Source organism: Vreelandella glaciei (genome assembly GCF_013415125.1).
GTDB classification, from domain to species: domain Bacteria; phylum Pseudomonadota; class Gammaproteobacteria; order Pseudomonadales; family Halomonadaceae; genus Vreelandella; species Vreelandella glaciei.
This window is the reverse complement of sequence record NZ_JACCDE010000019.1, coordinates 78056-105028: the sequence shown is the minus strand read 5'-3', so window position 1 is coordinate 105028 and position 26973 is coordinate 78056. Positions and strand designations below refer to the sequence as shown.

The window sequence follows — 26973 nt, the reverse complement described above, 5'->3', positions numbered from 1 at the left end:
AGTAGGTCATCGTCAGGCACCTATACCGCAGAAAACCCAGCCACCCGGCTGGGTTTTTTGTTGCCTGGAAGGAAAGAAAAAAGCCATGTCATGGCGAGGAGCGCAGCGACGCGGCCATCTCGTCCTGCGACGGTAAGAAACCTCGAGATCGCCACGCTTCGCTCGCGATGACACATGGAGAGTCACTGGCTGTGGCCCGCGCATGTCATGGCGAGGAGCGCAGCGACGTGGCCATCTCAACTTTCGGTGGCACCCGTCATCGTGAGCTGAAGCTGCCACCGTTGCACTGTGATTAGATAGTATCTCTACGATGCTGGCATTGCCCACCTGCCCATGTCTCATAAATAGCACGATCATCCGCCAGCATCATTAACGCGAATAACCGCTCGCCGAGCGTGGTGCAATGACTGATACGTCGAGACAGCAGCGATGTTGCCTGGGTGTCAATCACCACAAAGTCAGCCTCAAGTGAGGGAGCTAACTGACCGATGTGGCTATCCAGCGAGAGTGCTTTTGCATTCCCCTTGGTTAAACCATAAAAGCCTTGCCAGGCAGTAAGCGGTTGGCCACCTAGTTGACCCACTTGATAGGCCGCTTTCAGCGTGCCAAAGCCCGATAAGTCAGTGCCTGCACCGATATCGCTGGCAAAGGTAAATGCCATACCCGTCTGTTTGGCGGCCTCACGGTCAAATAAACCGCTGCCAAGAAAGAGATTGGAGCTGGGGCAAAAGGCAATATTGGCGCCTCGATCCGCCAATCGCTTGCGCATACCGTTATCGAGATGAATACCGTGGGCAAAGGTACTGCGTGGGCCAACGAGACCTGCTTTCTCATAAACGGCCAAATAGTCGCGGCTACCTGGAAACAGTTCGGCTACCCAGTCCAACTCACCGCTGTTTTCAGCCAAATGGGTCTGTAACCAGAGACTTGGATCATTACGAAGCAGGGCGCCTGCCGCATCCATCTGCGTTTTGGTCGATGTAGGCGCAAAGCGCGGTGTGACGCTATAGCCCAGGCGGCCTTTGCCGTGCCAATCTTCAATAAGCCGCTCGCTGTCAGCAATACCTGATGCACCATCCATGAGTGCCTCTGGCCCATTGCGATCCATCAATACTTTACCTACCAGCATGCGCAGCTGACGTTTTTGACAGGCGGTGAAAAATGCATCTACGGAGCCGGGATGGCTAGAGCCGAATACCTGGGCAGTGGTAGTGCCCGCACGTAGCATCTCATCCAAAAAAGCGTTAGACAGCGCTTCTGCATGGGCATGATTAGCAAAGCGACACTCTTCAGGAAAGGTGTAGTCGTTTAGCCAGTCAAGCAGTTGGCGGCCATAAGAAGCCATGATATCCAGCTGGACATAGTGCACGTGGGTATCGATAAACCCCGGCATAATCAGTTTGTCACGATAATCGAGAACGTCAGCCCCTTTGGGTAGTGAAGGTGAGAGCTCGGCGAAATGGCCGACGGCATGAATATGCTGGCCTTTCAACCACAGCAAGCCGTCGCCGTAATGCTCTAAACTGCCCGGTTCGGGCGTATTGCCATCGCCAGGGTCGCGGACAAAACTAATCAATTCGGCACGAATGAACGTATCGGTAGAAGAATTCATATTAACTCGGGGTCGTCGGAGAGTCGGTCATTAGCGTTCGCACTGCCTGGGAGTCAAGGCCGCGATTTTCTTGAGAGGAGGGCGTGTCCGTTAGCCAAAGCAGTTCAGCCACCACCGTTAAAGCAATCGCATAGGGCGTTTTATTACTCAGCTTAGTGTCGTGAATGCGCCCGATGGGGCTTCGCACCCGCGCCATTTGATCGGCGGAGTAACCCTCGCGCTTAAGACGTCCTTCAAAGCTCGCCCATTTGCTGTCCGAACCAATCAGCCCAATCGATGCGACGTCATCGCGCTCGATCAGCGTTTTGATCAGCGCATAGTCTTCGTCGTGGTTGTGCGTCAATACCAGCGCGTGGCTATCAGCAGGCAAGGCGGCAACACTTTGCTGTGCGTCTTGGAGTGAATAACAGCTAAGTCGCGGCTGCTGCTGGTACTGTTCGGCAAACGCATCGCTTCGACTATCGTACCAGTGCAACTGCCAGGGAAGCGGCGCACTTAGCTTTACAATTTGCTGCCCTACATGGCCTGCACCAAAAATCGCGATGTTTGTTGTAGTGCCTGGAAAGGCTTCCAAGAGGATATTCACAAATCCTCCACAGCACTGGCCGCTTCGTCCGCCCAGAGAGAAGGCTTCCAAGCTGAGGCCATAGCGCTGTTCTGTCAAACATCCACGTGCAGCGGTAATGGTTTGCCACTCAAAGGTACCGCCACCTAGCGTATCGAAAATCGCATCGTCGGTGATCACCATGCGTGCGCCAGGCTCGCGGGGTGTTGAGCCTGCGCTGGTCACTTGAGTGGCTAGTACATGGGGTATGCCATCGCGCTGTAAGCGGTGTAGCGCCGCATGCCAGCTTTCTGGGTGTTGACTAGAACTCACAGCGCTTTCTTCCTGATCGCGTTGGCTGCCAGCATGACCCGCTCCGGTGTGGCCGGTGTATCTAAGTGGGGAGAGATGGCGTAATCAGTCAGGCTCGATAGCGCATCACGCAGCGCCGACCAGACACAAATCCCCAGCATAAAAGGGGGCTCACCCACTGCTTTTGAGCGGTAGAGACTGGCCATGGAGTTGGGGTGCCCCTCCAATAGCGCAACATTGAAGATGGGCGGTAGGTCGCCAAAGGTAGGGATTTTATAGGTCGCCGGCCCATCGCTGACAAGTACGCCTTTGTCGTTCCACTTTAGCTCTTCACTGGTCAACCAGCCCATTCCTTGAATAAAGCCGCCCTCCACCTGACCAATATCAATGGCAGGATTTAGTGAATCTCCCACGTCGTGCAATATATCGACACGGTCTACCTGATACTCACCGCTCAAGGTATCCACACTTACCTCTGCCACTGCCGCGCCAAACGCGTAGTAGTAGAAGGGTCGGCCTTGACCAACTGAACGATCGTAGTGAATAAGCGGTGTGGCGTAGAAACCTTTTTCAGATAGCGATATGCGATTTAAGTAGGCTGTTTGCACCAACTCACCCCAAGGAATGCGGCGTTCGCTCTCTCCGATTCCTGCTACCAACATGCCTTCTTCTAAGCGCATACCTTCACGGTCTAGGCCCTCCGCAAAGTGCACTGCAGCGAAGTCAAATAAGCGTTCACGCAGTTTACTGGCGGCATCCCGCGCGGCCATACCGTTTAAGTCAGCTCCGCTAGAGGCAGCGGTGGGAGATGTATTGGGGACTTTATCGGTTCGCGTAGCGGTAATGCGTACCTTCTCCAGATCCAGGCCCAGCTCACGAGCCACCACCTGACAAATTTTAGTATGTAGCCCTTGGCCCATCTCGGTGCCGCCGTGATTGATCATCACGCTGCCGTCGGTGTAAACATGCAGAAGGGCGCCAGCCTGATTAAGATGCTGGGCGGTAAACGAAATGCCAAATTTAACCGGGGTAAGTGCCAGTCCTTTTTTAATAACAGGACTGGTGGCGTTGAAGTCACTGACCGTTTTGCGCCGTGCCCAGTAATCGCTGTCACTTTCGAGGGTTTCAACGAGTGTATGGAGGAGTTGCCGCTGGTCGACCTGCTGGCCGTAGTGAGTCACCTCGCGGCCATCGCGGTAGAAGTTGCGCTTACGTACAGTCAGTGGGTCTTCACCAATCTGGCGGGCAATATCATCCATGGCCGCTTCGATAATCATCATCCCTTGGGGGCCACCAAAGCCCCGGAATGCGGTATTAGAGGCGGTATGGGTTTTTGCTCGATGACCGACTACCTGGGCATCCCCCAGCGAGTAAGCGTTGTCGGCGTGGAACATAGCGCGATCAACGATAGCGTCGGAGAGATCCGGCGAGTAGCCGCAGTCACCAATCACCGTGATCTCGCCACCCTGAATAACGCCTTCAGCGTCAATGGCGAGCCGGTAGCGATTATGAAAGGGGTGGCGTTTCCCCGTGACGTGCATATCGTCGCTGCGTGGTAAGCGCAGGCGAACCGTCTTGCCGGTGCGGCGAGCAATAATTGCGGCAATACACGCCCAGGGAGACGCCTGAGTCTCTTTGCCACCAAAGCCACCGCCCATACGACGGACTTCGACGGTCACCGCATGAAAAGGGATATCGAGCACCTCCGCCACCAGCTTCTGGGTTTCGCTGGGGTGCTGGTTGGAAGTATGGACGATAACGCCCTCATCCTCGGTGGGATGAACCACGCAGGCCTGGCCTTCCAGATAGAAGTGCTCTTGTCCGCCGACGAATAACTCGCCTTCAACAATCTGTTCCGCTTGATCAAGCGCCTGCTGCCAATCACCACGGGTCTGCACATGAGTCGGGCGCACAAACTCTTCACGCTCCGTCGCGCCCACTGGGTCTAAGCTGGCAGGCTGCTCATTGATGCTAATGGTGGCTAACGTGACGGCACGGCGTGCCGCCTGCAGCGACGTTGCCGCCACGGCGAAGAGGCATTGACCTGCATAGCTGATCGCTTGATCGACAAAAATAGGATCGCCCGGAAAGACCGGCCCGATATCGGTATGCCCTGGCACTTCATGAAAGGTAATGGCATCGACTACCCCTGGGGCCTCTTTAACCTTGCGGAGATCGAGCTGCGTTAAGGTGCCGTGGGCCACGGGCGATAGGCCAAGCGCTACATGGAGCGCGTCGGCAGGCAGTAAAAAGTCGTCAATATAAGCGGCCTTGCCGGTGACGTGCTTTTCCGCACTCTCGTGAAAGCTTGCGCTTCCCGCCTGTCGCTGGCCACTACTGTCGACCGTATGGCGCGCCAAGGGGCCAGAGCCTTGAATGTGGTCGTGCAGTTCACGGCGGGCACGGCTGCTATCGCCGTCCAGTTTAGTGAGCGTACGCATGGAGCATCACCTCGTGGTCGGACACTGAAAGGGAGAGATAGAGGCGTTCAATCAGGTTCTTGGCGGCTTGCTGGCGATAATGCTGACTGCCCCGCACATCACTCATGGGCTGGAAGTCGTCATCGAGTGCCTGCTGAGCGGCGCGAAAAGTTTCCGCAGTTAAGGTGCTCCCTTCGAGCGCTGCTTCAGCAGCTTTCGCGCGCTTGGGAGTAGCGGCCATTCCCCCAAAAGCGATGCGTACATCCTGCAAGGTACCTTGTTCAATGCGGTAGCTGAAGGCACCGATTAGCGCGGAAATATCATCTTCACGACGCTTGGATAACTTCCAGACGCGTAGTTGACTGTCCTCAACCGGCTGCGGAATGAAAATCCGCGAAACGACTTCATCAGCCGCCAAAGCGGTCTTTTTGTAATCGAGGAAGAAATCCTCTAGCACTAAGCAACGCTTGCCGTTGGTGCTGGCAAGTTCCACCTGAGCACCCAAGGCAAGTAGCACGGGTGGCGTATCACCAATAGGAGAGGCATTGGCGATATTGCCACCCAGCGTTCCCCGGTTACGGATCTGCTGAGAGCCTAATCGGTGCAGCAGATGAGCAAAGGCGGGGAAGTGCTCTTCAAACAGTGGTTCAAGCTGAGTATAGGTGACCCCGGCGCCAATCCACCAGCCAGGTTGTCCTTCAAACGTTGTCGCTGCTACTGTTAACAGTTCGGCAACGCGAGAAACATCAATCAACTGATCAAGCGAAGCCAAGCGCTGCGTGCTTTCCAACCAAAGGTCTGTGCCTCCTGCCACCAAGCGTGCCTGAGGGGCTTCTTGGCGCAGCCGTGTTAGGGCTGTCAAGGAGAGGGGCTGGGCAAAAAAAGGTGTTTTCGCTGTAGGGACTGTTATTTCAGCATCATTTTCTGACGTTGACAGCGCCGCGTCTTGCCATTGGGGGCGCTCATAGGGCATATCATTCATGCGCAGCGCAGCATCCCGGATAGGGCGATAGCCCGTGCAACGGCACAAGTTGCCACCCAGGGCTGCTTCAAGGCGTTCTGGGGTTAGCGGAGCAGGCCGCTGGGTAAGGTCGTTATGCAGTGTGAAAAGTGACATAACAATGCCCGGCGTGCAAAAACCACACTGGCTACCATGGCATTCGATCATCGCTTCTTGGGCTGGGTGCAGACGTCCCTCTTTAGCTAGCCCTTCAACGGTGACTAAATGCCTACCCTGAAGTTGATGGGCTGGTGTGATACAGGCGTTGGCACTGGTAAACGTGTGGGTGTCAGCGTTTTGCTCGCCAATTGCTACGGTACAAGCACCGCAGTCACCCGATGCGCAGCCCTCTTTGGTGCCTGTTAACGCCAAATGCTCGCGTAATAAGGTTAAAATGCTCGTGTTCGGTGAAACCTCACACTGGTGGGGGGCACCATTGAGCAGGAACGCAATCGTTGCCATGCCAAACTCCACTGTTGTTGTATAGCCTGGGATTGTGCTGACCGATCGGTCAATATAAGTTGAGCTTGAGACAAAATGGTCTGCCTTGCAAGTATTTGATCGCTGCACGGGAGTGGGGCAAGCTTATGCGAAATGCCTCTATTTGGGGCGACAAGCCTACCCGCCGACGCTTATTAAGGGACATTGTAAATGACCGCTGTATCCGTCACTCATGAAAGCCCCAGCCGTGAAAAAGTTGAGACAAATATTCTGATGGCCGCTGAAGAAGTGTTTTCTCAGTACGGTTACCGTGGAGCGAGCTTGCAAGTGATCGCTGATCGGGCCGGTCTCCCTAAGGCTAATATTTTGTACTACATGGGAAGTAAGCAGGCGCTTTATGTGCGACTGCTTAACCGCATGATGCATCGCTGGAACAAGGTGCTTGAAGATATTACCCCGGAGAGTGATCCAGCGACTGTGCTGAGTGATTTTATCCGCGCCAAAATGGTGCTTGGTCAGCGCTACCCCGAAGGCTCAAAACTGTTTGCAGCGGAAATTTTAGCCGGCGCTCCCTTCTTGAGTGACTATCTGGCCGGTGAACTGCGTGAATGGGTGGCTTCTCGTGCCGCGATCATTCGCCAGTGGTCTGCGCAAGGTAAAATGGACACCGTCGATCCCAAGTGGCTAATCTTCTTAATTTGGTCTGCTACCCAGCACTACACTGAATATAGCGCTCAGGTAAGCGGTATTCTAGGCCGAGATGCATTAACTGAAGAGGATGTTGAATCAATTTCAGCCTTTCTTGAGCACGTTATCCTAAAAGGGTGCGGAATCACTCAGGCAAGTACTAACGCTCACTTGGTGGAAAAGTGAGTGCTAAATGAGCGATTTGCCGATTGATCAGCATCTTGATCACGTTAAAAACGTCCTGGTTACCAGCAACCGTCTGATGCTGATTGCCCAGCCAGGCGCTGGCAAAACTACCCGTGTCCCGCTTGCTCTGCTTAGGGCCGATTGGGTAAAAGGGCAGAAGCTGCTTTTGCTAGAGCCACGGCGAGTCGCCGCGCGATTGGCGGCTAACTATATGGCTCAGCAGTTAGGCGAAAAGGTCGGTCAGACAGTGGGCTATCGCATGCGCGGCGATAGCTGTGTTAGCGCGCAAACTCGCTTAGAAGTTGTTACTCAAGGGGTGCTTACTCGCATGCTGCAGGATGACCCGCTGCTGGAAGGCGTGGCCGGGATCATCTTTGATGAATTCCATGAGCGAAGTTTAGACGCCGATGTAGGGTTGGCGCTTACGCTGGATGTGCAAAGCAGTATTCGTGACGATTTACGCCTGCTGGTAATGTCGGCAACGCTGGACATCAAGGCGCTCAGGCGAGTGTTAGGGGAGCAGGTACCCACCATCGTGTGTCATGGTCGCCAGTATCCGGTGACAATGCTTTATCGTCCTTCCTTAAATAGCGAGGAGAGTGTTAGCCATGCTCTTCGCGTAGTCAATGAAGCGCTTTTAATGCCTGATACGCAGGATGTATTAGTGATCTTGCCGGGCGTGGCCGAGATAAATCGGCTAGTACAAGCGTTGGAAAGGGCGCTACCTGACCTCGCGATACGACCGCTGCACGGTAGGATGAGTATCGCGCAGCAACAAGCGGCATTAGCAGCAAACACTTCACAACAGCGTATTATTGTCTCCACTGCGATTACCGAATCTAGCATTACGGTGGATGGCGTCAATGTAGTGATTGACGGTGGCTTAGAGCGAGTGCCGCTTTTTCAGCCGCGCACGGGCCTAACGTGGTTAACCACACGACGAATCAACCGTGCTAGCGCCGACCAGCGGCGGGGTCGCGCAGGCCGGCAACGGGAGGGCGTCTGTTTTCGGCTCTGGGCCCATGAGCAGCCACTAACAGCTTACGGTGAACCAGAAATTCAGCAAGCGGAACTCTCATCGCTGGTGCTTGAGCTGGCGTGTTGGGGGGTAGCATCGCCCCATGAGCTGAGTTGGGTGACGCCGCCGCCAGAAAGTGCTTGGCGCAGTGGTCAAGCGCTTTTAGTGCAGCTTGGTATATTAGACGAGCAGCACAGGCTAACCCCCTTGGGCAGTCGCTGTGCCCAATGGCCAGTCGAACCGCGAATAGCCGTGATGCTGGAACGTGCTGCAGAATTCAATGCTGTTTCCCTGGCCTGTGGGCTAGCAGCCCTACTGGAGGAGCGTGACAGCTCAGAGCGCTCGCTGCATGATGCGTTAGCACTCCGGCTCAGTCAGCCTAAACGTTTTCCTCAATGGCAGCGCGAAGCCCTTAGGCTTGCTAGGAAAGCAGGGGTCGTGCTTGATGAGGCCATATTCCAACCGCTTGGGCCGCTCTTGGCACTGGCATACCCAGAACGCATCGGCCAGTTAATAGAGCCTGGTAAGTTTCGACTGGCCAATGGCAAAACCGCTACACTGCCGTTAAACGATACGTTGGCGCATCAAGCCTACGGTGTCGCCGTTGCATTAAATGGCGTGGCTGGCGACCAGGCGCGGATCATCTCAGGCGAACCGTTATCACTTGAGTCGCTGCTTTCGCTATATCCTGGTATTCGCCAATGGCAGCCACGAGTTGCGTGGTCGCAAGAGCAGGGCCGTTTAATGGGTGAAGAGGTGCAAGCACACGGCAGCCTCGTCATTGCCAAACGACTTTTAGCAGACTTACCCGAGGACGCGGTGAAAGAGGCGCTATTGAATGCACTACGCCAGCGGCCCGAGCAGTTATTTGGCGATAATTTACAGCAGTTGCGCGGTCGAATGGCGCTACTTCGCGAGTACCAGGGTGACGAGTGGCCCGACTGGTCCGAGCCGGTGCTATTAGCCTCATTAGAGAGCTGGCTAGGCCCTTACCTAATCGGTATTAAACGGTTGAGTCAAATTGAGAAATTGCCGCTAGAGCGCTATTTGCTCAATTCACTGACCTGGGAAGCACAAAGTGAATTCGAGCGGTTAACCCCGTTAGCGCTAGAGGTGCCTAGCGGCAAACAGGTTGGCTTAGACTACTTGCCGTGTCTTTCCCAGCGGCCGCCTGTGTTAGCGTTGAAACTGCAAGAGGCCTTTGGCTGGCGGGTAACGCCCACCGTTGTTGATGGTGCCGTTGCCGTAATGATCCATCTGCTTTCACCCGCGCGTCGGCCGTTGCAAGTCACCCAGGACTTAGTTAGTTTTTGGCAAAAGGGTTACCCCGAAGTGCGCAAAGAGATGCGCGGTCGCTATCCAAAGCACCCCTGGCCTGAAGACCCATTGACAGCACCCGCTACCGCGCATACCAAGCGAAAGGCGTGACCGGTTTCGCTACCTACACTTCGCTAATTACTCGCTGCGCTTTTCCGGGGTTTCATCTGGAATGCGATAGCGCACGCCATCTACGCGTTCTTCCTCATAGCGTTGATTCTCTTCTTCAGGCACCACGCCGATGACGGTTTCCTGAGACCCATCCGGCCAAGTGTAAGTCGTACAGCCTGCCAGTAGCAGTGGAATAATCACAAACAGTGTGATGGGTAAGGCGAGGTGGCGCTTGAGCATAAGTCACTCCATTGGGTGGCGCTTGATCCTGGGGGAAATTAGTATCGCATAATCGGAACTATAGATTGCCATTTACCTGCCTGTAAATGCTTAGATTTTTTCCGTTTATCCAAACGTAATACCTTTGTCTGTCTATGATAATGAATGTTAACCATGAATCCTCAATGTGCGTTGTCACACCAGCCCTAATCGGAGGTTTTATGTGGTCAGTGGTGAAGTCAGTATTAGCGGCCTTGCTTGGGGTCCAGAGTAACCAAAAGCGACAGGAAGACTTTAGTAGTGGCAAGCCTGCAGCGTACATCGTTACTGGGATAGTCATTACATTGCTGTTCGTTTTGGTGCTTATCGTTTTGGCAACGTTTGCTGCCCGCTGAAAAGCGTTGATAGCGTTAAGTAAGCAAAGCGTGACGAATGGCACATATTTTCTATACTGCTAATATCTCATTTAATCCTGTCCTCATCTAAAGGCAGGAGATAACAACAATAAGTCTGGAGGTTTCTATGCAATCAGCGTGGCGGTGGCTATTAGTCATTTCCCTTTCTGCGAGCGGGTCGCAGGCTAATGCCAATGATTGGAATATGCCTGTTGGTGTAACCGATATTAGTGCCGATATCTTTGGCCTTCACATGACGATTTTTTGGGTATGTGTCGTGATCGGCCTCGTCGTGTTTGGTGCTATGTTTTACTCCCTCTTTCGCTACCGCCACTCCAAAGGCGCCAAAGCCGCCAACTTTCATGAGCACACCAGTGTAGAAGTGCTTTGGACGGCTATTCCTGTCTTGATTCTGGTTGGCATGGCTGTCCCTGCTACCGCAACGCTAAAAAATATGTACGACTCTTCAGATGCAGAGCTAGATGTCATGATCACGGGACAGCAGTGGCGTTGGCGTTATGAATATCTGGGGGAGGATGTCGCTTTTAATTCGAATATGAGTACCCCTCGGACTCAAATCAGTGGCGCTGAGACGCGAGGAGAGCACTATTTATTAGAAGTGGATGAGCCGCTCGTGCTACCTATCAATCGTAAAGTGCGTTTTTTGATGACATCAGATGACGTTATTCACTCATGGTGGGTGCCTGACTTGGCGGTTAAACAAGACACAATTCCAGGCTTTATCAATGAAAATTGGGTAAAAATCAATGAGCCTGGTATATACCGTGGGCAGTGCACGGAGCTTTGTGGTGTCAATCATGGGTTTATGCCCGTTGTGGTCCATGCAATGGAAGAAGAGGAGTTTGAGGGTTGGCTTGCCAAGCGCAAAGAAGCGGCTGCAGAAGAGGCAATGGGAGTCGATCGTGAGTGGGGTATGGAAGAGCTAGCGGAACGTGGTGAATCAGTTTACCAAGCAATCTGTTCTTCTTGTCACCAAGCTGAAGGGCAGGGTTCGCCCCCCGCTTTCCCGGCGCTGGCAAATAACCAACAGCTTATAGAAGATGTAGATTGGCATCTCGATAAAGTAATCAACGGTGTTTCGGGTGCTGCAATGCCAGCTTTTCGTAGCACCTTAAATCCAGTGGAAATTGCTGCTGTAGTAACTTATACGCGAAATGCTTGGGGTAACGATACGGGAGATGTGGTGCAGCCTTCAGAAGTAGCTGAGTTAATTGCCCAATAATGCTGATGCGCCACTTATTTAGACAACTACAATATTTCGGAGAGTATCATGTCGCCCAAACTGCCCCCTCAGCCACATGTGCAACATAGCACTACCGCCGTCGCCGATGGGCAAAGCCATGCCCATCCTGCGCCGCCGAAAGGTATATTACGCTGGTTATTGACCACAAATCATAAAGAGATTGGCTCTCTTTACCTGATTTTCTCACTAACAATGTTTTTTGTTGGCGGTATCTTTGCCTTGGTGGTGAGGGCCGAGCTTTTCCAACCGGGTCTCCAGTTAGTCCAGCCTGAATTTTTTAACCAGATGACCACGATGCATGGTTTGATCATGGTGTTTGCCGCCGTAATGCCGGCATTCACTGGGTTAGCTAACTGGATGATTCCGCTGCAGATCGGCGCGCCAGACATGGCGCTACCTCGATTGAACAACTTCAGTTTCTGGCTGCTTCCGGTTGCCTTTACGCTACTGCTTTCAACTCTTTTGATGCCAGGTGGCGGTCCAAATTTCGGCTGGACTTTTTATGCGCCGCTATCGACCAACTATGCGCCTCCCTCTACGACCTTTTTTATACTTTCATTACACCTTGCGGGCATCAGTTCGATATTAGGGGCAATTAATATCATCGCAACTATTTTAAACATGCGTGCACCGGGCATGCGTTTAATGGATATGCCGCTTTTTGTCTGGACCTGGTTAATTACGGCCTTTCTGCTGATCGCGGTAATGCCGGTTTTAGCGGCAGTTATCACCATGATGCTTATGGATATTAATTTTGGCACAAGTTTCTTTAACGCGGCGGGTGGGGGCGACCCAGTTCTATTTCAGCATCTCTTCTGGACGTTTGGCCATCCTGAAGTGTACATCATGATCCTGCCCGCCTTTGGTATTGTCTCTGCGATCATACCAACTTTTGCACGAAAACCGTTGTTTGGTTATGCATCAATGGTTTATGCCACAGCGGCGATTGCGTTTCTATCGTTTTTGGTCTGGGCTCATCATATGTTTGTGGTAGGGATGCCTTTAGTAGCAGAGCTGTTTTTTATGTATACAACGATGCTGATTGCCGTACCTACTGGGGTGAAAGTGTTTAATTGGGTCACTACGCTGTTTCGTGGCTCAATCAGTTTTGAATCGCCGATGCTATTTGCCCTTGCCTTTGTCGTGCTGTTCACTATTGGTGGCTTTTCAGGGCTAATGTTGGCGATCGCGCCTGCGGATTTTCAATATCATGATACTTACTTCGTCGTTGCCCACTTTCACTATGTGTTAGTCCCTGGGGCCATCTTTGCCATCATGGCAGGTGTTTATTATTGGTTGCCGAAATGGACAGGGCATTACCCTAACGAACGGCTTGCCCAGTGGCATTTCTGGTTTTCGATTATCGGTGTCAACCTAACCTTCTTCCCCATGCATTTCGCTGGGTTAGCCGGTATGCCGCGCCGTATTCCCGATTATGCTCTTCAGTTTGCCGACTTTAACTTACTTTCCAGTATTGGTGCTTTCTTCTTTGGCGCCTCACAGTTGCTATTTGTTTTAGGCATCATCCTGTGCGTTCGGGGAGGTAAAAAAGCGCCAGCAAAAGCTTGGGAGGGCGCGGAAGATTTAGAGTGGACAGTCCCTTGTCCCGCACCCTTGCACACCTTTGAAACACCGCCGGTTTTTCATCGTACTTCCCATTAAAAATGACATAAACCACACAGGCCAGTAGGCCCAGAGGTGTTATGGAAAGTCGAGAGCAAAACCAAGTAGGCGTGCGTCGAACAGTTATTAGAACAATGGCTGTGCTAGTGGGTATGTTCGCCTTTGCGTTTGCGCTAGTTCCGTTGTATGACGTGTTTTGTCAAATTACCGGCATCAATGGCAAGGTTGATGCTACGGCACAAAGTATCGTGCACGAAGAGGTAGATGAGTCCCGTTACATTAATGTGCAATTTATAACGCGGGGCAGCCCAGGCTTACCGTGGCAGATGAGCGTTGAAATGCATCAAATGAGCGTGCATCCGGGGCAAACGGCAGAAGTCGACTTTACGTTTACTAATAATAGTCATAAAGAAAGTTGGGGGCAGGCAGTACCTAGCGTTTCCCCTTCAAATGCAACGCGCCATTTACGCAAAGTAAGCTGTTTCTGTTTTGAAGAGCAACAGTTGCAGGGTAATGAGCGCTTGACGATCCCGTTAGTGTTTCAGTTGGCGCGAGATCTTCCAGCAGATATTAATACCATCACGCTGGTGTATACCCTGTATCCCATTGAACGTGCGATACAGACCGCCTCACTGAATAATATAATCAATCACGGTGTTAAGAACGATCCCAAAAACGAAGCAAAGAACAATAACGCGGCGGGAGAAACGATATGAGCAGTGGTAGCTATTACGTTCCAGCGAGTAGTCGGTGGCCTGTTCTCGGTTCGGTGGCACTCGGTGCAATGATGGCCGGAATCGGCATTAAGCTCGTGTACGATACTGGGCTGCCGCTGGTTTTAATAGGCGTGTTGGGCATAGTGGCTGTGATGGGGCTATGGTTTCGGGATGTGATCAGTGAGTCTCGTGGTGGGCTTTACGATGCTCAAATGGATCGTTCGTTTCGCTGGGGCATGGGTTGGTTTATTTTTTCAGAAGTCATGTTTTTCGCCGCTTTTTTTGGGGCGTTGTTTTACGTAAGGATGTTCACCCTTCCTTGGCTGGGTGGTGAGGGCGCTAAAGGGGTTTCAGCGTTACTGTGGCCAGATTTTGTTGCTACATGGCCCCTGCTGAACCCACCCGATGCTTCAATTGCTGGCCCTCAACAAGTTTTTAGCCCCTGGCAACTTCCTCTCGTTAATACGCTAATTTTGATCACTTCAAGTATCACGCTAACAGTTGCCCATGAGGCTTTAAAAGTCGGTTACCGGCGGACATGTCGTAACTGGCTAACCGGTACCGTGCTATTAGGGTGCTGCTTTATAATGATTCAAGGCATTGAATATTATGAGGCTTACGCGCATTACGGTATTACATTGGAAGCCGGTATTTTTGGCGCAACGTTCTTTATATTGACCGGCTTTCATGGGTTGCATGTGATTATCGGCACAATCATTCTTGCCACCATGTTAGTACGAATAGTGAAAGGCCATTTTGCCGATGAAAATCATTTTGGTTTTGAAGCCTCATGTTGGTATTGGCATTTCGTTGATGTGGTATGGGTTGGACTCTTTATTTTCGTTTACGTTTTATAAATTGCCTAGCCTAGCTGGCCGGACCAAAAGCCAAATATGATGAGAATCATTAATAAACAAGCAAGTCCGATACGCCATTTAAGAGACACAAGCAAGCGGCGAGACGAAGAGTGATCACGCAGCAAAAAGCCAGCTCCCATGGCGAGGCTGATAACCATCGCTACGAATACAGCGGCAATGAGTAGTTGTAACCACATGATGAAAACCTCTCGACAATGGCGTTTTTATAGCTGGTGTTTTTTCTGGAGTTTGGTGGTGGCATTAGGCGCCTATTTAGGACTATGGCAGTGGGAGCGGGCAGATGACAAGCGATTAGCATTGGCCGTTCGCGAAACGGCACCTGCATTGGTACAACCTACCGTGCAGCCAGCCCAAGGAGCAGAGGTAACCCTACGGGGTGAGTACTTGGCAGAGCATACCCTCTATTTAGATAATCGGACTGTAGAGGGAAGGTTAGGGGTAGCAGTACTAACGCCACTGCGTGATAGCTTCGGTCAGCTTTGGTTGGTGCAGCGAGGCTTTTTAGCAACGGGGCCTCATCGTGACCCACCCCAAGCCACTACTCCAAGTGGCAGTGTTGAGTTGACCGGTGAGTGGCAGGAAGTACAAGAGGGCGGGCCACTATATGGAGAAAATAGAGAAGGTGTCAGGTTGCAGCAGTTAAGTCTTGAACCTTGGCGTGCTTCGTTAGGGTCGTTTAGCTATGCGGGCTGGGTGCATGCTAGTGAGGGCGATGGCGTTCTGATTCCTTGGTGGGAAGCCAGTGTTATGCCGCCCAGCCGGCATATAGGGTATGCGTTTCAGTGGTGGGGGCTGGCCCTGGCGGCCCTGGTGGTAATGTTTTTTGGGGGGCGAAAATTGCGTTGCGATGCAACTCAAGAAGAGTCGTTACTGAGTAAAAATAAGCAGGGTGAATAAATATGCAGGAAGCTAAATATATCCGGCGCCAGCGGCTCAAATTAATGCTGATCTTTGCGATATTCGCGGCTCCCGTGGTTGCTGCCTGGGGAATGGTCGAGTTCCGTATTGGCATCCCCGATCACCATACGGCACATGGTGATGTAGACCTGGCATTACCCGCTCTTCATGAATGGCCATTAACAACGTCTGCCGTGAGTGAAGAAGACAAATGGATTCTGGCATTTGACTGCACCCTGCAGTGTGAAACTCGCCAGGATGAATTGTGGCGGCTACATCGTGCTTTAGGACGCGAGGCGCCAAGATTAACGCGTTTGCGCATCGGCGGGGGGCTTGAACCATTGCCGGGCGAAGTGACTAGTGAGTGGCAGCGTTTTCCTTCATGGCGAAAAGAAAACTCAGTGTGGTTGCTCGATCCTACAGGACGACCGGCGTTAGCATTTGATGAAAACGTCGCGAGCAAATACGTGCTTGACGATATACAGCATCTTTTTAAAGTAAACCCTCTATGAAGCGCACTAATCTTTGTTGTTAAGGAAGCATCATGCCCGATTCCTATGAGCGCCGCTTACGCTGGTTAGTGCGATTAACGTTAATAGGTACCCTGTTTACCGCAGTGGTAATGCTGGTTGGTGCATGGACACGGTTAGTCGATGCTGGTTTAGGCTGTCCTGATTGGCCAGGTTGCTATGGAAAGCTGCTGGTCCCCGATAGCGATCATGCCACCCTGCGCCATCCCGATGTGCCGTTAGAACCGTTTAAAGCGTGGGTGGAAATGGCCCATCGCTACATCGCTAGTTTGCTAGGGCTGGCGGTAATAAGTGTTGTCGCGCTGGGTTGGCCATTGCGTCAACGGTCAGGTTACCCATGGCGGCTAAGTTTGACGCTCTTAGTTGTTATTATATTGCAGGGTGCCTTCGGTGCTTTCACGGTTACGCTACAACTCTGGCCGCAAGTCGTCACTCTCCACCTTTTGGGTGGGCTGAGTGTATTACTACTGTTCTTTTGGTTACACCTACACTTACGTCGTGCTCGTAAAAAATCCATAACTGAACCGCGCCGAACCAATGCCTGTTGGGGTATTGCGGCATGCTTGCTGGTGGTGCAGTTAGCGTTGGGTGGGTGGGTGACTAGCAACTATGCAGGCATCGCTTGCCAAGGATTCCCTACCTGTAATGGTCAGTGGTGGCCTGAATTAGATGTAAGCGAGGGTTTTCATGTTACCCAAACTGTTGGCCCTAATTATTTACATGGGCAGCTACATGCTGATGCACGCACTGCTATCCACGTTGTTCATCGCTTAGGCGCACTCATGTTAGGAGCCGGGTTGGTTGCGCTTTGGTTACGATATCGGCATTGGCAGAATGTCGCTAGACCTCTAGCGATTGTGGTTTCTCTATACATGCTGCAAGCTATTTTAGGTGTCGCTAACGTATTGTTATGGCTGCCTTTATGGCTTGCGTTGCTACATACGGCAGGGGCCATTGCACTCTCTGTTGGTCTGGTATGGGCTTGGTGGTGCTGGCGTTACAATGAAGCTGGCGCTTTTTCAAAGAGCTCTAATCTGTTTTATCGCAACGTTATTGCTGACTAAAGAAGGGGAGCGCATGCGAAATATAACAATGACACTACCTTCAGCTCTGCCTTCAATGGTGTGGGGGTGGAGAGAATTGCTTGGGCTCTGTAAAATTAAAGTAGTGGTTGTCATGTTAGTGTGTGCTGCCGTGGGGATGGCATTGGCAACCCAAGGCCTACCACCACTGACGAAAGTAATTATTAGTTTGGCCGGTATCGGTTTAGCCTCTTGTGGTGCAGCTGCTTTAAATCATGTTATTGACCGCCATTTGGATGCGGTAATGACACGAACTTCTTGTCGTCCAGTGGCGAGTAAACGGCTACCCGTGACAATCGCGTTGTCTTGGGCGTGCTTGCTTTCTGTTGCAGGTGTTACGCTATTAGCTTGGCAGGTTAATGTTTTAACAGCTGCGCTAACCTCTGCTTCTTTGATTGGTTATGCATTGATTTATACTGCTTTTTTAAAGCGGGCTACGCCCCAAAATATTGTTATTGGAGGTGTGGCTGGCGCGGCACCACCATTGCTAGGTTGGGTTGCCATTACTGGTCAAGTATCTTCTGAGCCGCTGTTGCTAATGCTGATTATTTTTGCCTGGACGCCGCCGCACTTTTGGGCACTGGCGATTCATAAATGTGATGATTATGCACGAGCAGGCATCCCAATGTTGCCTGTTACCCATGGTCTTCCGTTTACACGGCTACAAATTTGGTTGTATGGCTGGTTAACGGTATTGACCACTCTACTTCCGGTAATGATCGGGATGAGTGGGGTGCTTTATTTAGTCATTGTGATAAGCCTGAATGCGCGCTTTATGTTTTGGAACTGGCGGGTTTGGCGCGGTCACGATGCTACTGCACCTATCGGCGCTTTCTGGTTCTCAATTCGCTACTTATTAGGCGTTTTCAGTGCGCTATTACTTGATCATTACGCTGCGGCGCTTGCTTGGTGATCCGAAGACAAGTTGGACAGGTATGCAGTAAGAGGAGAAGCAAGCCTAGGTGCTATTGGTAAAATAGTGGTATAAAGGTGTACAATTTTCGTCAAGCAATTTATCCGCTTAATGAGGAGTTTCATGAGCTCAACGGTAGCGCTGGTATTACTCGCCGTAGCGATTGCAGTCATTGTAGGGCTGTGTTTCTACGCATGGTCGTTGCGCAAAGAGGTAAGTCGTCGAGAAGCTTATCGGCGCGATGAGGACGCTCGCGCCCAACAAAACAGTCTAGAAAATCTTGATTATGTCGCGAGTGCTTTGGTTCAGGAGCAGGTCGATATCACTGAAGGGGCTTGGCGGTGTAAGGTTCTACTTGAAATCATTGATCCTAGCTTAACGGAACGAACTGAATTTAAGGCTTTTGCTGAACACTATAGCCGCACTCAACATCTAAATACGCATTCCGCCCGGCAACAGTTGACTGCTCGAGAGCGTATGCAGGAAGACAAAGAACGGGTGATGGCAGAAAATGATTTACGCGAATCCGTATTGGAAGCTGCCCAAGCAGTATTAAAATGGCGTGCGAAAGGCAAAAGTGCGTTGCATTAACTATTAATTTTGAGCGGTTTTAACCGCCAAAATTGCATAGCAAGCTAATTTTCAGTGCCGATTGCGGCAATTTTGCTATGCTGAGTGATGTCGGTATTGGCAAGAAGTTGATATCTTGGCATTGTTGCCTTCTTGCGCTTAAGCGTTAATGATAGGCACACCGTTCTGTATCGTTTGGGTGTTGAGTGATTGGTACGTCACTAATCGTACTGGTAGCTTGATACCAACCGTAGCGATCTGGAACAGGCGAAAAATGGATGCTCTCGCAATAAGAAGCATTGGATAGATTTGGTCACTTATGGCCATTTCAGCATTGGATCAAGAAGGAGTCTTGCATGAAAAAATCAACGACTGGCTTGCTAATCGGTTCCGCACTGGTAGTAGGTCTATCTGGCTGTGCCAGCTCGGCCTCACAGTCCTCCAGCCAATCAAGCGCTAGCAGCGACGGCAGCTGGTACCAGCATCCGTTTGTTTGTGGTCTAGCTGGCAGTGTTATCGGTGGCAGCATTGGCTACGCCACCAGCAGTAGTTCTGATGAAGAAAGCGGTGCTGCTACCGGTGCTGTTGCCGGTGCTGCTATCGGCGGTCTGCTATGTGCTGATCGTACTCCTGAACCGGTTGCTCCTCAGTGCCCGAGCTATGGTGAAGTACCTGCAGGCGTTGCTGTTGACGCTGAAGGTTGCCCGCTAGACTCCGACGGTGACGGCGTGCCGGACTACCGTGATCAGTGCCCAGGCACTCCTGCCGGCGTGGAAGTTAACGCTAATGGTTGCCCGCTTGATTCCGATAATGACGGTGTTCCAGATTACCGTGATCAGTGCCCGAACACCCCTGCTGGCGTAGAAGTTAACGCATTGGGTTGCCCGGATAGCGTCGTTCTGCAAGATGTTAACTTCGAGTTTGATTCTGCTCAGTTAACCTCTAATGCTCAGAATGTATTGAACGGTGTTGCTGAGCGCTTGGTCAGTAACCCTGATGTTCGCGTAAGCATCGAAGGCCACACTGATTCACGCGGTTCTGACGAGTACAACAAAAACTTGTCACAAGAGCGTGCTCAATCAGTTGCTAACTACTTGGTAAGCCGTGGCGTAGAAGCTAACCGTATGCGTGCAGTAGGTTACGGTGAAGAGCAGCCGATCGCGTCTAACGAGACTGAAGAAGGTCGCTTCCAGAACCGTCGCGTTGAATTGGATGAGTGGAACTAAGTTCACTTATCTTCTGAGGTTTGTAGACGACTTGTAAATGGTTAACTGCAATCCACAGGTACAGAAACGGGAGGCATATGCCTCCCGTTTTTATTTTAAGCGGTAGGTAACTCTGCTAATCTTGTCGCTGTTTTTAGTGGGACTTTTGCACCCTCCAAGACCATTGATAGCGAAATGTGATCCTTGGTATGGATCACCACTGCGCTCAAGGAACATGAATGCCTATTGTTACTCTGCCCGACGGCAGCCAAAAAACGTTTGAAGCACCGCTGACCATTATGCAGCTTGCAGAATCCATTGGCCCTGGTTTGGCTAAGGCCTGCATCGCTGGAAAGATCGATGGTGTGCTGGTAGATGCCGCTGACCTGATTGAGCGGGACGCAGCGGTGGCGATAATTACTGCCCGTGACGCTGAAGGGCTGGAAATTATTCGCCACTCCTGCGCTCACCTCATTGGTCATGCGGTTAAGCAGATGTACCCCGAGGCCAAAATGGCCATTGGGCCTGTTATTGAAGATGGTTTCTACTACGATATTGAGTTTGGTCAATCCGTTACACCGGAAGACCTGGAAGCTATCGAAGCGCGTATGCAGTCACTGATCGAGCGTGAGTACGATGTGGTGCGCGAGTATGTTGATCGTGACCAGGCAATGCTGACCTTTTTGCATCGTGATGAGCCCTACAAACAGGAAATTGTTCGCGATATCCCTGATGATGCGACGATCCGGCTTTATCATCATGAAGAGTACACCGACATGTGCCGCGGGCCGCACGTGCCTAATACTCGCCACTTAAAAGCCTTCAAGCTCACTAAGCTGGCAGGGGCCTATTGGCGTGGCGATGCTGCCAATACCATGCTGACGCGTATCTACGGCACCGCATGGGGCGACAAGAAACAGCTTAAGGCTTACGTCAAACGTCTTGAAGAGGCGGAGAAGCGCGATCACCGTAAATTGGCGCGTCGGCTGGATCTCTTCCACATGCAGGAAGAGGCGCCGGGAATGATATTTTGGCACCCTAACGGCTGGGCGCTATGGCAGCAGATCGAACAATATATGCGAGGCGTTTATAAAGAGGGTGGCTACCAAGAAATTCGCTGCCCTCAGATAATGGATGTATCGCTTTGGAAAAAGTCAGGACACTGGGATAACTACGCAGACGGAATGTTTTTTACCGAGTCAGAAAAGCGTGAGTATGCCCTCAAGCCTATGAATTGCCCTGGTCATGTTCAGGTATTTAATTCTGGCTTACGTAGCTATCGCGAGCTCCCCGTTCGTTTTGGTGAGTTTGGCGGTTGCCACCGGAACGAGCCTTCAGGCGCTTTACACGGTATCATGCGCGTTCGTGCATTTACTCAAGACGATGGTCATGTTTTTTGTACCGAAGCTCAAGTTGAGCCAGAAGTAACTGACTTTCATCGTCAAGCGTTGAAGGTGTATAGCGACTTCGGCTTTGAAGATATTGCTATTAAAATTGCTCTTCGCCCCGAAAAACGCATTGGTAGTGATGAGGTTTGGGACCGGGCAGAAGATGCGCTGCGTAGTGCGTTAAAAACTTGTGATGTCGAATGGCAGGAACTTCCTGGCGAAGGCGCGTTCTATGGCCCCAAGATTGAATACCATATGAAAGATTGCCTGGGACGCGAGTGGCAAGTGGGTACTATGCAGGTCGACTTTATGATGCCAGAGCGACTTGGTGCCCAATATGTGACTGAAGAGGGGCATCGGAAGCCGCCAGTGATGTTGCATCGTGCTATCGTTGGCTCTATGGAGCGTTTCATTGGCATCTTGATTGAACATTATGCAGGCGCTATGCCATTATGGCTTGCGCCACAGCAGGCAGTCGTCATGACTATCACCGATTCACAGCGTGAATATGCGCTTGATTTGGAGAGCCGTCTGCAAAAAAGTGACTTACGTGTTAAAGCGGACTTGAGGAACGAGAAGATCGGCTTTAAAATCCGTGAGCATACGTTACAGAAAGTTCCCTATCTCCTTGTGGTAGGAGATAAGGAAGTCGAAGCTGACTCAGTGGCCGTGCGAACACGCAGCGGCGAAAACCTCGGTACAATGACGGTCGATGAATTTATTGAACGCCATACTGCCGAGAGAGCAGCCCTGGCGACATCGTCAATTGCCTAAGGAGACGGAACGATCAAGAGAAGCAACCAGCGCGGGCGTCCAGCAGACAAACGCCCACCAATGAACGAGCGAATTGTCGAAGAAGAAGTACGTCTTATTGGAAGCGACGGTGAGCAGTTGGGTGTCGTGCCCACCACCGAAGCGCTAGAGCGTGCTGAATCCGAAAGCTTAGACCTCGTGCAAATTTCGAATGCCGATCCCATCGTCTGCAAGATTATGGATTACGGCAAGTTCGTTTTTGAGACCAAGAAGCAGAAAGCGGCTCAAAAGAAGAAGCAGAAGCAAATCCAGGTTAAGGAAGTTAAATTCCGTCCTGGCACCGATGAAGGCGATTATCAGGTCAAGCTTAAAAACCTGACGCGCTTTTTGGAAGGTGGTGACAAGGGCAAAGTCACACTGCGCTTCCGTGGTCGTGAAATGGCGCACCAGGACATCGGTCGTAAGCTGATGGAAAGGATTGCGGCAGACCTGGAAGAGATCGGAGCGGTAGAGGCATTTCCTAAAATGGAAGGCCGCCAAATGATCATGATTATTGCCCCGAAAAAGAAGTGATCCAACGGCTTTGTCAACGGGCCACCGTTAAACAGGTGGTCGGCCCTGGGTTTTCTAAAAAATATCGAGCGGAGTTGTCCTCATGCCGAAAATTAAAAGCAACAGTGGCGCTGCCAAGCGCTTCAAGAAGACTGCTAATGGCTTTAAGCACAAGCAGTCGCATCGTAGCCACATCTTGACCAAGAAAACGACCAAGCGTAAGCGTCAACTGCGTGGAATGAAGCAAATCCACGCGTCTGACAAAGCACTTATCCAGCGTATGCTGCCGAATCTATAAGTCGGGTTTTCGTTTTTCTGGGTGCATAATTTTTTGCCCCAGCCTTAAAGTCAGGAGTGTGTTATGACTCGAGTTAAACGTGGCGTAGTAGCGCGTCGTCGCCATAAAAAAGTATTGAAGCTTGCTAAAGGTTACTACGGTGCCCGTTCACGCGTTTTCCGCGTTGCTAAGCAAGCCGTTATTAAAGCTGGTCAGTATGCCTATCGTGACCGTCGCAACCGTAAGCGCCAGTTCCGTGCGCTATGGATCCAGCGTATCAACGCCGGTGCACGTATCAACGGTATGTCTTACAGCCGCTTTGTAGGCGGTCTTAAGAAAGCCGGTATCGAAATCGACCGTAAAGTATTGGCCGATTTGGCAGTACACGAGAAGGCTGCATTTGCTGCCATCGTGGAAAAAGCCAAGGCTGCCCAATAAGGTAGTTTGTACTGGGCTTTTGTCCGTACAACGTGCCTGAGGTCATTTAAGAGTGACCCATACAGGGGAAGAGCAGCCGCTCTTCCCCTGTTTTTTTGTCACCTACAACGTGCCACGCCATCTTTAGGGATGGACACCGCTTAATTCGGAGTGAAACGGATGGATCACCTTCCTACTCTGGTATCTGAGGCTCGCGACGCCATTCAGGCCGCGCAGAGTGTCGCCGCACTAGACGAGTTACGAGTACGCTACTTAGGTAAGAAAGGTGAGGTAACTGCCTTGCTGAAAGGCCTGGGGAAACTGTCAGCCGATGAGCGCCCGGAAGCGGGTGAGCGAATCAATCAGGCCAAACAAACGCTGGCCGACGAAATCGATGCCAAGCGTCAGCAGCTTGAAAGTGCCGCGCTAAATGCCCGTTTGGCTGCTGAGAGTATCGATGTCACGTTGCCAGGGCGTGGCCAAGCCGAAGGCGGCCTGCACCCGGTGACGCGTACGCTTGAGCGTATAGAGGGACTGTTTACTCGCATTGGTTATGATGTGGCGGTAGGGCCTGAGATTGAGGATGACTATCACAATTTCGAAGCCCTTAACATTCCAGCCCACCACCCCGCTCGTGGCATGGCTGATACCTTCTATTTTGATGCCACGCGCCTTCTCCGTACTCACACCTCGCCGGTGCAAGTGCGTACGATGAAGAGCAGCGAACCGCCCATCCGTATTGTTTGCCCGGGGCGCGTGTATCGCAGCGACTCAGATCTGACCCACACGCCCATGTTCCATCAAGTCGAGGGGCTGCTGGTCGATGAGGGCGTTAGCTTTGCTGATCTCAAAGGTACGATCGAAGACTTTCTGCAGGCATTTTTCGAGCGCGACGATCTTTCGGTGCGTTTCCGTCCTTCCTACTTTCCATTCACTGAACCTTCCGCGGAAGTGGATATTCAGTGCGTGATGTGTAGTGGGGCAGGCTGTCGAGTCTGTTCCCATAGCGGTTGGCTGGAGGTAATGGGTTGCGGCATGGTTCATCCTGAAGTATTCCGGCATTCAGGTATCGATACTGAACGCTATACGGGGTTTGCCTTCGGAATGGGGGCTGAGCGTTTGGCAATGCTGCGCTACGGCGTAAATGATTTACGCCTGTTCTTTGAAAACGATCTGCGTTTTTTACGTCAATTCGCTTAAGACCGCCGCCGAATACAGGATCAACGATGAAATTTTCAGAACAGTGGCTGCGTGAGTGGGTATCGCCGCAGCTTGAAACGCAGGCAATGGCCGATCAAATCACCATGGCGGGCTTGGAAGTTGACGCTGTTGAAGCAGTTGCAGCCGAATTCAGTAAAGTCGTGGTGGCAGAGGTGCTGAGTAAAGAGAAGCATCCTGACGCAGATAAGCTCAATGTGTGTACCGTTGATGACGGCAGTGGTGAGCCTGTCCAGGTTGTCTGCGGGGCGCCTAATGTCGATGTTGGGCAGAAAGTGCCCTTTGCCCAGGTGGGCGGTGTCTTGCCGGGCGATTTTAAAATAAAAAAAGCCAAACTGCGTGGCGTTGAATCACGGGGTATGATTTGTTCAGCATCTGAATTGGGGCTTGAAGAAGAGACGTCACCAGGCATTCTGGTATTGTCAGCAACCGCTCCAGTGGGTGCTGATTTTAGAGAATTCATGCACCTGAATGACATGACCATTGAGGTCGACCTGACGCCCAATCGTGGTGATTGCTTAAGCATTAAAGGATTGTCGCGTGAAGTAGGAGTGCTTAATAGGCTGGCGGTGAGTGGTCCTGCAATAGCGTCGGTGTCCACTGAGATTGACGATAGTTTTGCGATTAGTGTCGAGGCGCCAGAGCAATGCCCTCGCTATATGGGCCGCATTATTAAAGGTGTCAATATTAAGGCTGAGACGCCCCTGTGGATGGTTGAGCGGCTGCGTCGTAGCGGCGTACGCTCTATTGATCCTGTCGTAGATGTCACTAACTACGTGATGTTTGAGTTGGGCCAGCCGCTACATGCTTTTGACCGCGATAATCTTCAAGGTGGCATGGTTATTCGCATGGCCACGCCGGGTGAGCGTTTAACGCTGCTTGATGGTCATGAGGTGTCGCTACGCCCTGGAACGCTGGTCATTGCCGATCATTCCGGCCCGCTAGCGATGGCAGGCGTAATGGGTGGTGAAAACTCAGGCGTTAACGAAAACACTCAGACTATTTTCCTTGAATCTGCGTTCTTTACGCCGCTTGCTATTGCTGGCCAAGCGCGCTCTTACGGTCTGCATACTGATGCATCTCATCGTTTTGAACGTGGAGTTGATCCACAGTTAACGCCCATTGCGGTCGAGCGGGCCACACAGTTACTCATTGAAATTTGCGGTGGCCAAGCTGGGCCTGTTGTTGAAGCGCTAAGCGTTAAGCATATGCCCGAAGAGCGCTCAATCTTATTGCGCAGTGCCCGTTTAGAGCAGGCGCTGTCCAAGACTCTCGATAGCGATGATGTGACCGATATTCTTCAGCGTCTGGGGCTTGATGTCAGTATGCAGGGTGCTGATTGGGCAGTCACCGCGCCTACTTGGCGCTTTGATTTGGCCATTGAGGAAGACCTTATCGAAGAGGTGGCACGTATCCATGGCTATAATAATTTGCCGGTACGTCGCCCTGCAGCACGCTTGGCGCTTCGTTCTGCAGACGAAGCGACGCTCACGCAGGCGCGGCTGCGTCGTCAGATGGTCGCACGTGGCTTTCAAGAGGCGATTACCTACAGTTTTGTGGCGCCCGAGCTGCAAGCGACACTGCTACCAGACGCCGTATCCCCCGTGCTTGCTAACCCTATCTCGGCTGATTTGTCGGTGATGCGGGCCAGCTTGTTTCCTGGCTTGGTTCGTGCCATGGAGTACAACCTCAATCGTCAGCAAGCTCGCGTGCGTTTATTTGAAACCGGGCTAGTATTTAACGGCGAGTTGGATGCTTTGTCACAGGTGCCGATGCTGGGTGCATTGGTGTGTGGCCCGCGTGAAGCAGAAGGGTGGAGTGGCGCAAAAGACCGTGTCGACTTTTATGATCTGAAAGGTGATTTAGAAAGCGTCATCGCTTTAGGTGGCGAAGCCGATACTTGGCGGTTTGAGCCCGCAGAGCACCCCGCGCTTCATCCTGGGCAAAGTGCGCAGCTGTTGCATAACGGTGAGCCAGCAGGCTGGATAGGTACGCTGCACCCGCAAGTGCGAGCAACGCTAGGCCTGAAAATGGATGCTGTGTTGTTTGAAGTGCGCTTGGATATGCTAAGCCAAGGCAGTGTGCCAGCCTTTGAGCCGCTATCTCGCTTTCCAGAGGTGCGGCGTGATTTGGCATTTATACTCAATGAGTCGACACCTGTGCAGGCATTACTCGATTGCGCCAAGCAGCAAGCGGGGGAGTATCTGCAGGATATCAAGCTATTCGATGTCTATTCAGGTAAAGGCGTAGCCGAAGGGCATAAGAGTATTGCGTTGGGCTTGACCTGGCAGCATCCATCGCGCACGCTAAACGACGAAGAAATCAATCAGTTGGTCGATTCAATTGTGACACAAGTGCGTGTCAAGCTGGATGCGGAGCTGCGCGGCTAGTAAGTAACTTAAGTTATTGCTTAGGCTACGCCACGATG

Annotated in this window: 25 protein-coding genes; 19 read left to right on the top strand and 6 right to left on the bottom strand. The window is 51.8% G+C overall.

Going from position 1 to position 26973, the window contains the following annotated elements; all coding sequences use genetic code 11:
- Nucleotides 1–292 precede the first annotated feature (292 nt).
- Genes guaD through xdhA form a run of 4 tightly spaced genes read right to left on the bottom strand, consistent with a single transcriptional unit; the run spans nucleotide 293 to nucleotide 6350 of the window.
- On the bottom strand, nucleotides 293–1612 hold the full coding sequence (gene guaD, locus HZS80_RS13845; RefSeq protein ID WP_179916409.1) for a guanine deaminase: 1320 nt from the start codon (nucleotides 1610–1612) through the stop codon (nucleotides 293–295).
- Between the two features lies 1 nt (nucleotide 1613).
- Complete coding sequence (gene xdhC / locus HZS80_RS13840) at nucleotides 1614–2489, bottom strand: xanthine dehydrogenase accessory protein XdhC (RefSeq protein WP_179916408.1); 876 nt, start codon at nucleotides 2487–2489, stop codon at nucleotides 1614–1616.
- On the bottom strand, nucleotides 2486–4909 hold the full coding sequence (xdhB, locus tag HZS80_RS13835; protein ID WP_179916407.1) for a xanthine dehydrogenase molybdopterin binding subunit: 2424 nt from the start codon (nucleotides 4907–4909) through the stop codon (nucleotides 2486–2488). The genes xdhC and xdhB overlap by 4 nt, the downstream gene beginning before the upstream one ends.
- Entirely contained in the window at nucleotides 4893–6350 is a 1458-nt protein-coding gene (gene xdhA, locus HZS80_RS13830; protein WP_179916406.1) for a xanthine dehydrogenase small subunit, read from the bottom strand. The genes xdhB and xdhA overlap by 17 nt, the downstream gene beginning before the upstream one ends.
- 189 nt (nucleotides 6351–6539) lie before the next feature.
- Between xdhA and HZS80_RS13825 the strand changes: the two genes are divergently transcribed.
- Together HZS80_RS13825 and hrpB are read left to right on the top strand one after the other, a co-directional pair.
- Entirely contained in the window at nucleotides 6540–7202 is a 663-nt protein-coding gene (locus tag HZS80_RS13825; protein WP_008957486.1) for a TetR family transcriptional regulator C-terminal domain-containing protein, read from the top strand.
- A gap of 7 nt (nucleotides 7203–7209) precedes the next feature.
- Nucleotides 7210–9648, top strand: coding sequence for an ATP-dependent helicase HrpB (gene hrpB, locus HZS80_RS13820; RefSeq protein ID WP_035555485.1), 2439 nt, complete (start codon nucleotides 7210–7212; stop codon nucleotides 9646–9648).
- A 27-nt stretch (nucleotides 9649–9675) separates the two neighbouring features.
- Here hrpB and HZS80_RS13815 read toward each other — a convergent pair whose 3' ends face one another.
- Nucleotides 9676–9888, bottom strand: coding sequence for a hypothetical protein (locus tag HZS80_RS13815; RefSeq protein WP_179916405.1), 213 nt, complete (start codon nucleotides 9886–9888; stop codon nucleotides 9676–9678).
- A 134-nt stretch (nucleotides 9889–10022) separates the two neighbouring features.
- On the opposite strand from HZS80_RS13815, the gene HZS80_RS13810 reads away from it, so the two are divergent.
- The 5 genes from HZS80_RS13810 to HZS80_RS13790 all read left to right on the top strand — a co-directional run bounded on the left by HZS80_RS13810 (nucleotide 10023) and on the right by HZS80_RS13790 (nucleotide 14722).
- Complete coding sequence (locus HZS80_RS13810; protein WP_332870658.1) at nucleotides 10023–10262, top strand: DUF2970 domain-containing protein; 240 nt, start codon at nucleotides 10023–10025, stop codon at nucleotides 10260–10262.
- 127 nt (nucleotides 10263–10389) lie between these two features.
- Entirely contained in the window at nucleotides 10390–11505 is a 1116-nt protein-coding gene (gene coxB, locus HZS80_RS13805) for a cytochrome c oxidase subunit II (RefSeq protein WP_179916404.1), read from the top strand.
- A gap of 48 nt (nucleotides 11506–11553) precedes the next feature.
- Nucleotides 11554–13188, top strand: a complete 1635-nt coding sequence (gene ctaD / locus HZS80_RS13800) for a cytochrome c oxidase subunit I (RefSeq protein WP_035555494.1) — start codon at nucleotides 11554–11556, stop codon at nucleotides 13186–13188.
- A 41-nt stretch (nucleotides 13189–13229) separates the two neighbouring features.
- Nucleotides 13230–13865, top strand: coding sequence for a cytochrome c oxidase assembly protein (locus HZS80_RS13795; RefSeq protein ID WP_035555511.1), 636 nt, complete (start codon nucleotides 13230–13232; stop codon nucleotides 13863–13865).
- Nucleotides 13862–14722: a cytochrome c oxidase subunit 3 gene (locus HZS80_RS13790; protein WP_035555514.1), complete on the top strand. Its 861-nt coding sequence runs from the start codon at nucleotides 13862–13864 to the stop codon at nucleotides 14720–14722. Before HZS80_RS13795 ends, HZS80_RS13790 begins: the two co-directional genes overlap by 4 nt.
- A 5-nt stretch (nucleotides 14723–14727) precedes the next feature.
- On the opposite strand, the gene HZS80_RS13785 is transcribed toward HZS80_RS13790, so the two are convergent.
- Nucleotides 14728–14919 (bottom strand): DUF2909 domain-containing protein, encoded by a 192-nt coding sequence (locus tag HZS80_RS13785; RefSeq protein WP_035555517.1) that lies wholly within the window; start codon nucleotides 14917–14919, stop codon nucleotides 14728–14730.
- Between HZS80_RS13785 and HZS80_RS13780 the strand changes: the two genes are divergently transcribed.
- The 12 genes from HZS80_RS13780 (at nucleotide 14918) to pheT (ending at nucleotide 26935) form a co-directional block, all read left to right on the top strand.
- Nucleotides 14918–15640 (top strand): SURF1 family protein, encoded by a 723-nt coding sequence (locus HZS80_RS13780; protein WP_179916403.1) that lies wholly within the window; start codon nucleotides 14918–14920, stop codon nucleotides 15638–15640. The two genes, HZS80_RS13785 and HZS80_RS13780, sit on opposite strands and share 2 nt — an antisense overlap.
- A 2-nt stretch (nucleotides 15641–15642) precedes the next feature.
- Entirely contained in the window at nucleotides 15643–16152 is a 510-nt protein-coding gene (locus HZS80_RS13775; RefSeq protein ID WP_179916402.1) for a hypothetical protein, read from the top strand.
- Between the two features lie 32 nt (nucleotides 16153–16184).
- Entirely contained in the window at nucleotides 16185–17234 is a 1050-nt protein-coding gene (locus HZS80_RS13770; protein WP_179916401.1) for a COX15/CtaA family protein, read from the top strand.
- 13 nt (nucleotides 17235–17247) lie between these two features.
- Nucleotides 17248–18165, top strand: coding sequence for a heme o synthase (cyoE, locus tag HZS80_RS13765; RefSeq protein WP_179916413.1), 918 nt, complete (start codon nucleotides 17248–17250; stop codon nucleotides 18163–18165).
- Nucleotides 18166–18288: 123 nt separating this feature from the next.
- Nucleotides 18289–18756, top strand: a complete 468-nt coding sequence (locus tag HZS80_RS13760; protein ID WP_035555533.1) for a DUF2489 domain-containing protein — start codon at nucleotides 18289–18291, stop codon at nucleotides 18754–18756.
- A 335-nt stretch (nucleotides 18757–19091) separates the two neighbouring features.
- Nucleotides 19092–19961, top strand: a complete 870-nt coding sequence (locus tag HZS80_RS13755; protein WP_179916400.1) for an OmpA family protein — start codon at nucleotides 19092–19094, stop codon at nucleotides 19959–19961.
- A 218-nt stretch (nucleotides 19962–20179) separates the two neighbouring features.
- Nucleotides 20180–22102, top strand: a complete 1923-nt coding sequence (gene thrS, locus HZS80_RS13750; protein ID WP_035555538.1) for a threonine--tRNA ligase — start codon at nucleotides 20180–20182, stop codon at nucleotides 22100–22102.
- A gap of 60 nt (nucleotides 22103–22162) precedes the next feature.
- On the top strand, nucleotides 22163–22654 hold the full coding sequence (gene infC, locus HZS80_RS13745) for a translation initiation factor IF-3 (protein WP_007114346.1): 492 nt from the start codon (nucleotides 22163–22165) through the stop codon (nucleotides 22652–22654).
- Nucleotides 22655–22736: 82 nt separating this feature from the next.
- A complete protein-coding gene (gene rpmI / locus HZS80_RS13740) occupies nucleotides 22737–22931 on the top strand; it encodes a 50S ribosomal protein L35 (protein ID WP_007114345.1) in 195 nt (64 codons plus the stop codon).
- 63 nt (nucleotides 22932–22994) lie between these two features.
- Complete coding sequence (rplT, locus tag HZS80_RS13735; RefSeq protein WP_078087679.1) at nucleotides 22995–23348, top strand: 50S ribosomal protein L20; 354 nt, start codon at nucleotides 22995–22997, stop codon at nucleotides 23346–23348.
- Between the two features lie 159 nt (nucleotides 23349–23507).
- Nucleotides 23508–24527, top strand: coding sequence for a phenylalanine--tRNA ligase subunit alpha (pheS, locus tag HZS80_RS13730; RefSeq protein ID WP_179916399.1), 1020 nt, complete (start codon nucleotides 23508–23510; stop codon nucleotides 24525–24527).
- A 26-nt stretch (nucleotides 24528–24553) separates the two neighbouring features.
- Nucleotides 24554–26935 (top strand): phenylalanine--tRNA ligase subunit beta, encoded by a 2382-nt coding sequence (pheT, locus tag HZS80_RS13725; protein ID WP_179916398.1) that lies wholly within the window; start codon nucleotides 24554–24556, stop codon nucleotides 26933–26935.
- The last annotated feature ends 38 nt before the right edge of the window (nucleotides 26936–26973 follow it).